This is a genomic window from Paenibacillus elgii NBRC 100335 (genome assembly GCF_004000865.1).
In the GTDB taxonomy this organism is placed as follows: Bacteria; Bacillota; Bacilli; order Paenibacillales; family NBRC-103111; genus Paenibacillus_G; species Paenibacillus_G elgii.
This window is the reverse complement of record NZ_BIMB01000009.1, coordinates 169,727-182,792: the sequence shown is the minus strand read 5'-3', so window position 1 is coordinate 182,792 and position 13,066 is coordinate 169,727. Positions and strand designations below refer to the sequence as shown.

General features: G+C 56.6%; 16 protein-coding genes. 13 read left to right on the top strand and 3 right to left on the bottom strand.

The window, feature by feature from the left end:
• From PEL01S_RS09800 to PEL01S_RS09770, 7 genes are all read left to right on the top strand, one after another.
• Positions 1-899, top strand: an 899-nt coding sequence (locus tag PEL01S_RS09800; RefSeq protein WP_255320093.1) for a beta-galactosidase small subunit, incomplete at its 5' end; no start/stop codon positions are given.
• Between the two features lie 590 nt (positions 900-1,489).
• A complete protein-coding gene (locus PEL01S_RS09795) occupies positions 1,490-2,125 on the top strand; it encodes a glycerol-3-phosphate responsive antiterminator (RefSeq protein ID WP_255320092.1) in 636 nt (211 codons plus the stop codon).
• 172 nt (positions 2,126-2,297) lie between these two features.
• The gene (locus PEL01S_RS09790) at positions 2,298-3,095 is read left to right on the top strand and encodes an HAD-IIA family hydrolase (protein ID WP_307722002.1); all 798 of its coding nucleotides are present in this window, start codon (positions 2,298-2,300) and stop codon (positions 3,093-3,095) included.
• A gap of 115 nt (positions 3,096-3,210) precedes the next feature.
• The gene (locus PEL01S_RS09785; protein ID WP_127460157.1) at positions 3,211-4,533 is read left to right on the top strand and encodes an ABC transporter substrate-binding protein; all 1,323 of its coding nucleotides are present in this window, start codon (positions 3,211-3,213) and stop codon (positions 4,531-4,533) included.
• Between the two features lie 94 nt (positions 4,534-4,627).
• Entirely contained in the window at positions 4,628-5,521 is an 894-nt protein-coding gene (locus tag PEL01S_RS09780) for a carbohydrate ABC transporter permease (protein WP_063185972.1), read from the top strand.
• 37 nt (positions 5,522-5,558) lie between these two features.
• Positions 5,559-6,371: a carbohydrate ABC transporter permease gene (locus tag PEL01S_RS09775; RefSeq protein ID WP_063185970.1), complete on the top strand. Its 813-nt coding sequence runs from the start codon at positions 5,559-5,561 to the stop codon at positions 6,369-6,371.
• Between the two features lie 31 nt (positions 6,372-6,402).
• Positions 6,403-7,263 (top strand): sugar phosphate isomerase/epimerase family protein, encoded by an 861-nt coding sequence (locus PEL01S_RS09770; RefSeq protein WP_127460156.1) that lies wholly within the window; start codon positions 6,403-6,405, stop codon positions 7,261-7,263.
• Between the two features lie 75 nt (positions 7,264-7,338).
• On the opposite strand, the gene PEL01S_RS09765 is transcribed toward PEL01S_RS09770, so the two are convergent.
• Positions 7,339-8,658: a hypothetical protein gene (locus tag PEL01S_RS09765; protein ID WP_127460155.1), complete on the bottom strand. Its 1,320-nt coding sequence runs from the start codon at positions 8,656-8,658 to the stop codon at positions 7,339-7,341.
• Between the two features lie 150 nt (positions 8,659-8,808).
• On the opposite strand from PEL01S_RS09765, the gene PEL01S_RS09760 reads away from it, so the two are divergent.
• Both PEL01S_RS09760 and PEL01S_RS35185 read left to right on the top strand, forming a co-directional pair.
• A complete protein-coding gene (locus PEL01S_RS09760; RefSeq protein WP_255320091.1) occupies positions 8,809-9,000 on the top strand; it encodes a Sec-independent protein translocase family protein in 192 nt (63 codons plus the stop codon).
• Between the two features lie 80 nt (positions 9,001-9,080).
• Complete coding sequence (locus PEL01S_RS35185) at positions 9,081-9,215, top strand: hypothetical protein (protein ID WP_255320090.1); 135 nt, start codon at positions 9,081-9,083, stop codon at positions 9,213-9,215.
• A gap of 172 nt (positions 9,216-9,387) precedes the next feature.
• On the opposite strand, the gene trxA is transcribed toward PEL01S_RS35185, so the two are convergent.
• Complete coding sequence (trxA, locus tag PEL01S_RS09755) at positions 9,388-9,720, bottom strand: thioredoxin (RefSeq protein WP_127460153.1); 333 nt, start codon at positions 9,718-9,720, stop codon at positions 9,388-9,390.
• Positions 9,710-10,099 (bottom strand): MerR family transcriptional regulator, encoded by a 390-nt coding sequence (locus tag PEL01S_RS09750; RefSeq protein ID WP_063185961.1) that lies wholly within the window; start codon positions 10,097-10,099, stop codon positions 9,710-9,712. The genes trxA and PEL01S_RS09750 overlap by 11 nt, the downstream gene beginning before the upstream one ends.
• A gap of 109 nt (positions 10,100-10,208) precedes the next feature.
• Here PEL01S_RS09750 and PEL01S_RS09745 point away from each other — a divergent pair, with 109 nt between their 5' ends.
• The 4 genes from PEL01S_RS09745 (at position 10,209) to PEL01S_RS09730 (ending at position 13,065) form a co-directional block, all read left to right on the top strand.
• Positions 10,209-10,712: a GNAT family N-acetyltransferase gene (locus PEL01S_RS09745; protein WP_127460152.1), complete on the top strand. Its 504-nt coding sequence runs from the start codon at positions 10,209-10,211 to the stop codon at positions 10,710-10,712.
• A 26-nt stretch (positions 10,713-10,738) separates the two neighbouring features.
• Positions 10,739-11,023, top strand: a complete 285-nt coding sequence (locus PEL01S_RS09740; protein WP_127460151.1) for a hypothetical protein — start codon at positions 10,739-10,741, stop codon at positions 11,021-11,023.
• A 105-nt stretch (positions 11,024-11,128) separates the two neighbouring features.
• Positions 11,129-11,725 (top strand): histidine phosphatase family protein, encoded by a 597-nt coding sequence (locus tag PEL01S_RS09735; RefSeq protein WP_255320089.1) that lies wholly within the window; start codon positions 11,129-11,131, stop codon positions 11,723-11,725.
• A gap of 83 nt (positions 11,726-11,808) precedes the next feature.
• Positions 11,809-13,065 (top strand): aspartate kinase, encoded by a 1,257-nt coding sequence (locus tag PEL01S_RS09730; RefSeq protein ID WP_127460150.1) that lies wholly within the window; start codon positions 11,809-11,811, stop codon positions 13,063-13,065.
• Position 13,066: the final 1 nt, after the last annotated feature.

Genomic DNA, 13,066 nt, shown 5'->3' with positions numbered 1-13,066 from the left:
TCGCGGAAGAGCGCGCGGGCGAGCTCGTCCTGCGCGGCGCGGACTTCGCGCTCCGCTTCGACCTCGCGCGCGGCGATATCCGCTCGTGGACCGGCGCGGGCCGTCCGCTGCTCCGCCGAAGCCCCTCGCTGACGCTATGGCGTCCGCCGATCGACAACGACATGTACGTCGTGGCCGACTGGCGCAAAGCATGCCTTCATTTGGCGCGCGACGACGCCCGTTCGTTCGCCTGGGAGCGGCTCGACTCCGGCACGGTGCGCTGCATTCGGCGTATACGCACGGCCCCGCCCGTCTACGAATGGGGCTACGAGTCCGTGTGGACGTATACGGTCCACGGCAGCGGTCTTGTCGAGCTTCGGGTGCAGGGAACGCCGTACGGCAAGCCGCCGGAGATGCTTCCACGCATCGGGCTGCGGCTGGAGCTGCCGGGCGACTATGACCGCGTCGTCTGGTACGGCCGGGGGCCGGGGGAATCGTACCCGGACAGCAAGCAAGCGGCCCGGTTCGGCCGGTATGACTGCTCCGTCGACGGGCTCGGCTTCCCGTACGTGTATCCTCAAGAGAATGGCAATCGCTCAGATGTCCGGTGGGCCGCTTTTCTGAGCGGCAGCGGCTCGGGGCTGCTGGCCGCCGGGATGCCGCAGTTCGATTTTGGCGCGGGCTGGCATACGCCGGAAGACATCGAACAAGCGAAGCATACGACCGATTTGGTCAAACGGGATTTCATTACCGTGCACCTCGATTACCGGCACAACGGGCTCGGAAGCGCAAGTTGCGGGCAGGGACAGCTTCCGCCTTACCGGCTGGAGCCGCACAAATTTACGTTCGAGGTCCGGCTCATGCCGATCAACGAACAGGGCGCGTCCTTGGACGCCGCAGCACGACGGCTCCGTGCCTGAGCGGCGCTTTAAGCGAGATCGACGTGTGTCAAGCGAAGGCAAGAGTAAATCTCAACGCGGGGCGTAACCGTCCCGCGTTTTTCCCGCAATAGCAGAACCATAGTCGGCGTACGTACAATCGGCGGCGGCAGCGCGGATGATGGCTGCCAACCTCGACTCGACTTGAACATAAAGGAACGAGGATGCGCTAAGCCAAGATTTTAGACGTTCCCCAGAACATAGAGGAAGCAAGGTGACTTATTCGTGTCGAAACATGTTCATTCTTCCTGAGATTGGTGTGTTTAAGTGCGTCGCAGTTCCTCTATTTTGCTAAGATGGACCAATTCAGGCACATTAACGCATCTCACTTCCTCTATTTTTTCGCAGCATGCCCCTGAAACACATTCTGAAAGGGCGCGCGCATGGGCTTACTCATTAGCGATCAGGCCAACGGTCAGGAAAAAGCATCCCCCTTACAAGTCACATCCCCTCAGCTCGTCCCCCCACCCCGTTAACACTGCCCTGACAAATGTCTGCTAAGATGAACTCGAAGCTGCGCAGAACTTGTCAGCATATAGCGCAGAACGGACGCTTGGAAAGGGGCAGGGAACGTGAAGCAGGCATTATACGAGTACATGGGGGACAAGCGCATCATACCCGCGGTGCGCAAAGCCGAGGATTTGCAGGCGGCGTGCGCCAGCGAGTGGCCCGTCGTCTTTTTGCTGATCGGCGATCTGGTTACGGCGGGGGAGTATGTGGAGACGGCGCTCAAAGCAGGCAAAAACGTGTTCCTGCACGTCGATTTTATCGCGGGGCTCGGCAGCGACCCGATCGTCATGAAGTACGTGGCGGAGCGCTGGCGGCCGACTGGCATTATTTCGACGAAGAGCCATTTGGTCAAGCAGGCAAAAAAGAACGGCCTGGCCGCAATCCAGCGGCTGTTTTTGATCGATACGTCAGCGCTGGAGCATGGCATCCACAATATTGGGCAGAGCGAGCCGGACGCCGTGGAGATTATGCCCGGGCTGATTCCCCGGGTCATCACCCAGCTGCGCCGGAGCATCTCCATGCCGATCATCGCCGGCGGGCTGATTCACGATCACGCGGAGATCGACATCGCGCTGCAGGCCGGGGCAAGCGCCGTATCGATGGGCAGCCGGAAGCTGTGGGGACCGGGTTCGGGAGCCGCCGACGTGCCGGAAGCCGCACCTTTACAAAAACTACACAAACCGTTAACATCCCGATGACAAAACGCTGCTAAAGTAAGAGTCGGAAATCTTAATTGCATATTCAAGGGTATGAGACGAGGAGAAAACCCTTATGCAGCCGCAGGAAGCGCCAGAAGCACGACGCGCCGCTTCTTTCTGCTGGATAAAGGGTTTTTTTGTGTTTTCATCACGAAGGGAGCTGCGCAGGATTTTGCCGGATTTGAGGGAAGTGGACGGTTTCTTTTTCGATTTGGACGGAACGATCATGCTCGGGGACAGGCTGCTTCCGGCAGCTGCCGAAACGTTCTCCGTCCTGCGGAAAAAAGGAAAGAGCATTTTGTTTTTGAGCAATACGACGACGCGGACGAGGAGCGACTGCCAGGCACGCCTGCAGGCGTTCGGTTTGGAAGCGCACGTGCACGAGGTCGTGACAGCCGCCTACGCCGCTGCGGTCTATTTTACGGAGCTGAACGATCCGGTCGTGTACCCTGTCGGGGAGCCGGCGCTGATCCATGAATTGGACGTGCTGGGCGTCCGGCGAACGGAGGACCCGCTCCGCGCGACGCACGTGCTTGTCGGGATGGACATGCATTTCGACTACGCCCGGCTGCATCAAGCGATGAAGGCTGTACGCAGCGGTGCGGCGTTGATCGCAGCTAACCCCGACCCTTATTGTCCGGTCGACGGCGACGTCATCCCCGACACGTGGGCGATGGTGAAAGCGATCGAAGCCGCGAGCTGCGCCGAGACACAGGTCGTCATCGGCAAGCCGTCGGACTATTACGCCCGCAAGGCGCTCGAATGGAGCGGTCTTCCGGCGAAGCGCTGTCTGATGGTAGGCGACCGGCTGGATACGGACATCCTGCTGGGACTCGGCAGCGGCATGCGTACGGCGCTGGTGCTGACGGGTGTGACGGCGAAGTCCGATCTGGACACGTCTCCGATCCGGCCCGACTACGTTTGGAATTCCTTGGGAGATTTGCTGGAAGCCCTCCGCTTCGATTTTTAACATTTGCTTTACATTGTTCTGATGAGGGCAACACACACGTTTGCTACAGTGAAGCTATAGGGACGAACCCGCAGACGTACACTTACATATTCAACCAACCAAAGGAGAGAAAACGATGCGTTCCGTAACTGCAAAAATGGTAAGTCTGGGTCTGTGTATTTCGATGCTCGCCGGGTGTGGCGACAAAACCGAATCGCCAGCCGCTTCCTCCGCCTCGAATAAAGTGGAGACGAAGGACGAGAAGGTCGAGCTCACGTTCTATTTCCCGATTGCCGTCGGGGGGCCGCTGACGGCCACCATCGAAGGGATGGCACAGGAATTTACGAAGCAAAATCCGAACATTACCGTCAAGCCGGTCTATACGGGCAGCTACGCAGATACCGCCGTCAAGACGCAAGCGGGCGTGCAGGGCAAAAATCCGCCGGATGTGGCCGTGATGCAATCGACCGAGCTGTTCAGCCTCCTCGATATGAATGCCATCGTTCCGCTCGACGAGTTCATCGCCAAAGAAGGCGGCGACAAGTATTTGTCGGACTTTTATCCCGCATTTCTCGCGAACTCGCAAACCGGCGGTAAGACATACAGCATCCCGTTCCAGCGCAGCACCATCGTGCTGTATTACAACAAGGACCTATTCAAAGCGGCCGGTCTCGATCCGAACAAGCCGCCGCAAACGTGGGACGAAATGAAGGATTACGCCAAAAAGCTGACCAAAGACGGCAAATGGGGCCTCGAAATTCCGGTCACCGGCTTCGCTTACTGGATGTTCCAGACGTTCGCGCTGCAAAACGGCAAAAACATCATGACCGAGGACGGCAAAAAGGTCATGTTCAATACGCCGGAAAACGTAGAAGGCTTGCAGTATTGGGTGGATTTGGCGAAAAAGGAAAAAGCGATGCCGGAAGGCGTAACCGAGTGGGGCACCGTGCCTTCGGACTTCCTGGAAGGGAAGACGGCCATGATGTACCATACGACGGGCAACCTGTCCAACGTGAAGAAGAACGCCAAGTTCGACTTCGGCGTCAGCTTCCTGCCGAAACAGAAGAGCTTCGGCAGCCCGACGGGCGGCGGCAACTTCTACATCTTTAAAGACATCGACAAGAAAAAGCAGGAAGCGGCTTGGAAGTTCGTGAAGTTCATGACCGAATCCGAGCGTGCCGCTCAATGGAGCATCGACACCGGCTATGTCGCCGTCCGCAAATCCGCCTACGAAACCGAGCGGATGAAAAAATACGCCGCCGAATTCCCGGCCGCCGTCGTGGCGCGCGACCAATTGCAGTATGCGGCCGCCGAGCTGTCCACGCACAACAACGGCAAAGTGATGAAGGCGCTCAGCGACCAGGTGCAAGCGGCGCTGACAGGCGCGATGACGCCGGCGGACGCCTTGAAGAAAGCGCAGGAGGAAGCGGACAAGGCGCTCGCTCCTTTCAATAAGTAATCCGGTTACCGAAGGCGGCGGCATGCGCTAATTCAGGCCGCCGCCCCGGAGCTCCGGTACGGCTTTATTTTAACGATCGCGGGGAGGCTTCCTTTTGGGCGGCAAAAACTTCAACTTACAATGGAAAACGGACGCATTCGCATGGCTTTTGCTTTTGCCTTCGCTCGTGTTCTTGTTCCTGTTCACGTTTTATCCGATCGCCAAGACGATCCGGCTCAGCTTTTACCAGGCGGATCTGGCGAGCCCGGTGCCGATATTCATCGGCCTGGACAATTACGCTCATCTGATGAAGGACGAGCTTTTCTGGCAGGTCATGTCCAACAATCTGTGGTTTGCGCTCGGCACGGTGCCGACATCCATGGCGCTGGCGCTGCTGATGGCGGTGTTCGCGAACAAGGCGATTCGCGGCAAAGGCTTCGTGCGGACGGCGTTCTTTTACCCGACCATGATCCCGATGATCGCCATCGCCAACGTGTGGCTGTTCATTTATACGCCGCAGTACGGGCTGCTGAGCAGGCTGACCCAATGGATCGGGCAGGGCGACATCAACTGGCTCGGCACGCCGGAGCTGGTCATGTACGCGATGATCGTCATGATGATTTGGAAAGAAGCCGGGTATTTTATGATTTTTTACTTGGCCGGGCTGCAAAATATTTCCCGGGACTTGTACGAGTCGGCGCAGGTGGACGGCGTCGGGCGCTGGACTGTGTTCCGCAAAATTACGTTCCCGCTGCTCATGCCGACGACTTTGTTCGTCGCCATCGTGGCGCTGACCAACGCGTTCAAGCTCGTCGATCATTTGCTGATCATGACGAAGGGCGGACCGAACAACGCGAGCAATCTGCTGCTTTATTATATTTACGAAACGGCTTTCAGCTTCTGGGATCAAGGCATGGCCTCGACCTTGACGGTCGTTATGATCGCCGTCCTTCTGCTGGTGGCGGCGCTGCAATTTTTCGGGCTGGATAAAAAAATACATTACCATTGATGCGGAAATGCCCTGTGAAAGAAGGTTGGCGGTTGAAATGCTGCGTAACAAATTGAAAATAAGTCATGCGTTCATATATATGCTCGCTTTGGTTTGGCTCGTTCCACTTGTCTGGGTGATTAGCACGGCCTTTCGTCCAAAGCAGCTTGCGCTGCAGCCGGGCTTGTCCCTGGAGTTCACACTGGATAACTTCGCCCGTGTCTGGGCGGCTGCGCCGTTTGCGCAGTACTACGTAAATACGCTGTTGATCGTCGTCTGCGTGTTCGCTGTGCAGATGATCACGGCAACGATGGCGGCGTTTGCTTTTGCCCGGGTCCGCTTTCGCGGCCAAAATCTCGTCTTTCTGCTGTTTCTCGTGCAGATTATGATTCCGGCGGACGTGCTGATTTTTCCGAACTACAACGTCCTGAAGGAATTGTCGCTGCTCGATACGAAGCTCGGCATTATGCTGCCTTACTTCGCATCGGCCTTTGGCATTTTCCTGCTGCGCCAGATGTTCAAGACGATCCCGCCGGAGCTTGACGAAGCCGCCGTCATGGAAGGCTGCTCCAAGTGGCAGGTTCTGTGGAAAATTTATTTTCCGCTGGCCCGCCCGTCCTACATCGCCTTCGGGCTGGTGTCCGTCAGCTACCACTGGAACAACTTTTTGTGGCCGCTCATCATTACCAATTCCGTCGAAAACCGGCCGCTTACGGTAGGACTCGCCATTTTCGCCCAATCTTTCGAGACGGGTGCGCAGTGGACGGAAGTGAGCGCCGCAACGCTGATGGTCATCGCTCCGCTGCTGGCCGGGTTTCTGCTCTTCCAGCGCCAGTTTATGAACAGCTTTATTCAATCGGGAATCAAGTAACTTGCACACGAAGAAGAGGAGGGTGAAAGCTATGGAAACGCAGCGTCAATGCGCCGTTTCGACTTATGCGCTGCTGGAGGAGTCTTTGGAGGCGGCGGTCGTTCGTTTGATCCGGGACGGGTGGAAGGAAATCGAGATCATGGGCGAAGGACCGCACATCGAGCTGCTGGAATGGCCGGAGGAGAAGCTCGACTGGCTTCGGCAGCTTGGGAAGGACCATGGCATTCGCTGGACGGTCCATGCTCCGATCACGGGTCTGAACCCGGCTGCGTATGAGGAGGAAGCCAGAAAAGTTTCGATGGAGCTGCTGTTGACTACGCTTCGGATCGCGGAGCGGCTGGAATGCGCATATGTCGTGCTGCATCCCGGGGAAGTGGACGAAGCGGAAGAGATCCAAGCCGATTCCGAACAGGAGTCGGAGCTTGCGGAGCGGGTGGCAGATTTTGTCCGGGAAGCGCTGCGCGCAACAGCCGGTTCGGAAGTCGTGATCGGGCTGGAAAACGTGCCGCCGTATCCGAACCTGCTAGGCACGGACGTAAGGTTCCTGGAGCGGATCGTCCGCTCGGTCGATTCGCCGCGTCTGCGGGTCGTTTTCGATGCGGGACACGCTCATTTGACCGGCACGGGACTGTGCCTGCTGTCGCTCAAGCGCATCATGCCGTACGTTGTCGGACTGCATTTGAGCGACAATGGGGGCGTGCGCGACGATCACTGGGCGTTCGGCGCGGGCTCGGTTCCGCTCGAAGCCGTGACGGTGCTGGCGCAGGATCACGGCTTCGCCGGCTCTTGGGTGCTGGAGCTGCGCAGCGTGCCGGATGCGGTCACCTCAGCGGAAGCGCTGGCCCGGATGCGGCGTTCTTCGCGGGCAGCCGGGCTGCGGCAGGCGGAGTGAGGGTGAGGCAAGCGAAGGGTCTGCTTGAAATGCCGCCGTTTCCGGCAACGATTCAAGCAGGCTCGTGTTTCGCCGTTACCTCACATCCAGTACTTTCAGCGTCACGGATACATATGTCGATACATCCTCCGGCACGACGGCTTCGAACGGTTGAAGGAAGCCGTTGCCGGGATAGGACGTATCGAATGCCAATTCCAGCGGAGTTTTCGCTATCGTTTTACCGTCCGCGTTCAGGAACGACAGCTCCGCCTTCACATGACGCTCGCCGGCAAGTTTGGAAGCATATTGACCGGTCACGATGCTGAATATGCCATCCCGCCTCACTTGAATCGAGCCTAAGCGAAGATCGTGATTAGCCGCATCATCTGCGATGGTCATCGGGTCGTCCGGTTGAATCTTGCTTATGGGTTGATCATGGAACATCCCGACTTGAACGGTAGCATACGCAAACATTTGGACATCCCGATCTACCGTCAGCTCGACCGGCGTTACTTCTCCGCCTTTAAGCCGGACTGTCGCTCCCGAGGAGGAGCCGATCCGTTTGCCTTTTTCGTTATAGAAGAAGACGGCGAACCCGACCGGGATCGTCTCTCCCGTATCCCGCCACTTCGGCCCGAGCTGCACCGAGGCTCGAAATCGCGTCTGATTCCCGTCAAGATAATAATATCGCAGGCCAACCTCGATGCGATGATCTGCATCCGCCGCATCCAGTTCATGAAGCCGGAACCAAACCGGCCCCAGCCACGAATCGGCCCGGTACCAATCGCGCCAAACCGCAGTAACCTGCATCGGCTGAGGATTCACGCCCGCTCCGGCATCCTGGTACGGAAAACGAAACAATCTCGTCGGCACCGTTAGTTGAACGTCCGTCTGAACCAATTTTACGCCAACCGCCGCCCAATTTGGTGCGATCCATCCTTCTCCCTCGGGGGTCGCGATCTTGTAACGTTTGTCCCAGCCGGCAATCGCTTTGATGGTTTGTTTGCCGATCTTCCCTTTAGGCGACAATAACCCCGGATCGTTGTATAAGGTTTCTTCGTGGGGGAGTTCGATGTACGTGTCCATCGGCTCTTCTTTTCCTCTCAGCGCGTTGTCGGGAACGATCCATGCGTTGCCCATCCAGGTGGAAATCAAATATCTGGGCACCCGATAGCCTTCTCCATGTCCTCTTCGGATGCTCGACGTTTGCAGCACATGGACTTGCTGGGGCGCGATCCTTCCGACTTGTTGATAACGGTCGTCATAGAGCTCCGTCGGCTCGAACAGCGTCATGGTTTCGGCTGAATCCGTCTGGCTCTGGGAGTCGTTGGCTAGAGCAGATGGCGTCGATGGTTGGCCGGTCAGCACGCCAGCCAACAGTCCGGAGATTAGGATAAGCCCGGCTTTTTTCCTCATACATTATTCCCTCTCTTTCGCAGATATAACCAATTTAACCCTAATTTTACATGAGGTATGACGTGATGCAAATAATAAAACAGGGCGCGCTATGGTTTGATTTTTGTTTTTCGAACGTTGTATGTAATGAAACATAACAAAAGGGAAAAAGTGAGTTCATTTGTTTTGGTGGCGCTCATTTTGTGCCACCCGTCCAAGCTGCCGCAGCTCGGACGGGCCGTCAGGACCACGCTGAGCGAGTTTGCCGGGGAAGCCGGGGCTGGTGGAGAAAATCGGGACGAATGGCATCATTGGGAGAGGATTCGAACAAATGTGGCTAAGAACTTGTCAGGTCCAAATTGATGAATTGACCCAATTTATGGAAGAGGGCGGATCGGGCGCCGACTGCCGTTTCATTCGGCAACAAAGGGGAGGTAAGGAAGGTGACGGCAGAGACGAAACCGCACTTTCGTTCGGAATATCATTACAGGCAGCAGCTGCTGAAGGAATTTGCAGCTTATTGTGGAGCGGGGAATCGATCGGGAGTTCGGACGTCCGGTCCGAACCTTGGCGATTGAACAGGGGGAATGGAGTATAGAGGCTGGCGGCTAAGGCGCGCCAGCCCTTTTGGATTAAGCAAAAATTTCCGTTAAAATCATCCGACATGCAGGGAATTCCACCATACGCCAAAATATGGTACGATGAACAGGAAGAGGAACGGATGGCGGTGTATGACCGGTGCCCGGCCGGTTAGCGGGCGGCCATGGCCGAGTATTTGGTAACCAAGCCGCGGTATGCCTCTTTCGGCCTTAAGCCGACCAGCCTTTCGACAGGTTCGCCGTCCTTGAGCAGGATGACCGTCGGCATCGACATCACCCCGAATCGGGCCGCAATCTGCGGCGAAGCGTCGACGTCCACCTTCAGAATCGTCACGCGCTCTCCCAGCTCTTGCCCGAGCTCCTCCAGGAGCGGGATCAGCCTTTTGCACGGCGGGCACCACACAGCGGTAAAATCGACCAGCGTCAGTTCGGATTTGCGGATATCTCCGGAAAATTCAGCATCGTTGCTTGTTTTAAGACTCATCGTTCGTTCCCTCCATGGATTCGTTATCGATTCGTTCCGATAGAATAGATTGTATGCGCTCGTCCAGATTGGACCTGATCCGGACCAGCGTCTGGATTTGCTCGTCGATCTCCTTCAGCTTCTGCTGATACACGGGCAATACCTCGTTGCAGAATGCTTCTTTGTTCAATAGCACGCAGTGCAGAAAACCGGCAATCTGCTCGGTAGACAAGCCCAGATTCAGATACAATCGGATCGTTTTGACCTGCTCTACGGCGAATTTGTGATATTCCCGGTAGCCGCTTTCGGTGCGGGCCGGCGCGATAAGCCCTTGCTTCTCGTAATAGCGGAGCGATCGGATGCTGACCCCGGTCGCCTTGGACAGCTCGCCGATTTTCAGGGCCATCCCTCCTTCGGGTGAATTGCGGATCGTAGTTTTATTATAGACCGTGACATTAATGTCAGAGTCAATCGTTTTTTTACATCTATTTTAAAAAGGAGGATAAGTCATGAACCTTCGTAAACTGGAGCCTCAAGACGTGGAGGCATTTTGGAGCTTGCGGTTAAAATCGCTCAAAGAACATCCGGAATCGTTCGGATCGAACTACGAGGACGCGTCGCTTACCGGTATGGACGAGGTTCGCCGCCGTTTTCCGAATTCGGCGGACCAGTTTTTGCTGGGAGCGTTCGAAGAAAACCGCGAACTGATGGGCATGATCGGCTTTCGCCGGGAGTCTTCGCGCAATCTGGCTCATAAGGGCATGCTGTGGGGAGTGTACGTGGATAGTGCCCACCAGGGGAAAGGGATCGCCACCGCGTTGCTTCGGCATGTGCTGGAGGAGGTGCGCTCGCTGGATGGGCTGGAGCAGGTTTATTTGGCTGTGGTGACCGTCAACGAACCGGCGGTTCGATTGTACCGTTCGGCTGGATTCGAAATTTTCGGCACCGAACCGAATGCGCTGAAAATCGGTAGCGCGTCGTACGACGAATACTGGATGGTATGCAAACTATAGATGACGGGATTCAAGGAGAGAAACGGATGGTTAAAACGATAAGGAACGCCCTTTTGTTCGCAGCGGCGGTTCATATTTTGTATGTTATCGTGCAAGTCGTTTCGGGGATGCTTCTTACCATGCGGCATGTGCCGAAGATCGTCGATGCCTATTCGAGCAAGCAGGCGCTGGAATCGCAGGTTACCTTCGGGCTGACGGCGAGCCCGTCCGGATGGCTTTACGTACTGACGTTTGCCGGCACCGCTGCTTTGTACGCCTTCGCCCTGCAGCCGTTGTTGCGGAGATGGGCCAATCGACGGAACCGGCCGTAGCTTCCCGGGCGGCGCTAACGATAGGTAGCATGGAGGGTACGCCGGTTTCGTATAAATGAACAGGAGCAGTTTGCCTACGGCAAACGATGGACTGGAGGGAGCATGATGGATTTGGTATTCGTCATTCACGGTGAAGCGCAGCATTCGCTCGGTTTCCCCGGAAGCCGGGAAATGAAAGACCCGCAGCTCACGGAACGAGGCAGAACGGACGCACTTCGGCTTCGAAGCTTGAAGCCGCTCTCGGATGCGGACGCGGTCATTGCCGGTCCGACGCTGCGAATGCTCCAAACGGCGGAGCTCTGGTGCGAAGGGAAGCCCGTCGCCCGGTTTGTACATCCGCTCGCAGGTCCGCGTCAATATCCTTTCCGCTACGATTTTCATACGATGCCTTGTGACATGCCGCTAGAGCCTGGCCGGCTTGCGGGCCGGTTCCCCAAATGGCAGCTGCCTGCCGACTTGCCCGAATATTTGTGGCTGCAGGGCATTCATACGCTGCCGGGCCTGCTCTTCGCCCAACAGGCGGACCGTTTTCTCGCATGGTGCCGCAATCTAGGCAAAGAACGGGTCTATATCGTGACCGAAGCGGGTACGAGCCGAGCCTATCAGGCGCATCTGGCTGAAGCACGCTGCGGCGGTGCGAGGAGGTTGGTTACAACAATGGAAGAAGATGGAGGGTTTGCGTTATCCGTCTGCTCGGGTTGATATTTTACTATTTCAAGAGAGATAGGGCATATGATATAATAACTCACTAGTTATGTAAAAGTTTCCGTAGGGAGTGAGCAGCTTTGTCTCTGATAGTGATGAAATTCGGCGGGAGCTCCGTAGGTAACGCGGAGCGGATGAAGCGGGTGGCGAACCGCATCGTGGAAAGAAAGCTTGAAGGCCACGGTTGTGTCATCGTCGTTTCGGCCATGGGAGATACAACGGACGATTTAATCGATTTGTCCAAACAACTGTGCCCCGGCACACCGCCGGCGCGAGAAATGGACATGCTGCTGACAACGGGCGAGCAGGTTTCGGTTGCGTTGCTGGCGATGACGATCCACAGCCTCGGGCACGAAGCCGTTTCGTTTACGGGCTGGCAAGCGGGCATGTACACGGAAGCGCTTCATGGCAAGGCGCGCATTACCGATATCCGTCCGGATCGTATCCGCAATGCGATCGCAGCTGGCAAAATCGTCATCGTTGCGGGTTTCCAAGGCATGACCGAGGAAGGCGAAATTACGACGCTCGGACGCGGCGGGTCGGATACGACGGCCGTAGCGCTGGCGGCGGCCATTGAAGCGGACGTCTGCGAAATTTTCACCGATGTGGACGGCATTTATTCCACTGATCCGCGGATCGTGAAGTGCGCCCGCAAGCTGAACGAAATTTCGTACGACGAAATGCTGGAGCTTGCCAATCTCGGAGCGGCGGTTCTGCATCCGCGCGCCGTGGAATACGCCAAAAATTACAACGTACGGCTGGTCGTCAGATCCAGCTTCAATCATAATGAGGGCACGAATGTGAAGGAGGAAGCGGCGATGGAACAAGGCATCGTAGTACGCGGCATTGCTTACGACAAAAATGTGGCGAGAATCAGTATTTTGGGAGTGGAAGAAAAGCCGGGGCAGCTGGCTAAAGTTTTCACTGCCTTGGCCAATGCGCAAATCGATGTGGATATCATCGTCCAAAGCGGCGTACAGAACGGTCTCGCCGATTTCTCCTGCACCGTATCGCTGTCCGATCAAGAGAAGGCGCTTCAAGTTATCGAAGGAATTCGTCCGGAAGTCGGCTTCCGTCAAGTGACCTCCGAAACCAATCTGGTTAAAGTATCCATCGTTGGTGCGGGCATGGTGAGCACGCCGGGCGTGGCTGCGAAAATGTTCGAGGTGATCTCTGAGCTCGGCATCAGCATTCTGCTGGTGAGCACGTCCGAAATCAAGACGTCCTGCGTCATTGAAAACGGTCGTCTGAACGAAGTGATCGCGGCGCTGCACAGCGCTTACGGCCTCGATACGGATCAGACCGTATTTGTGGGCGGCCCTTCCGAAAGAAGATAAG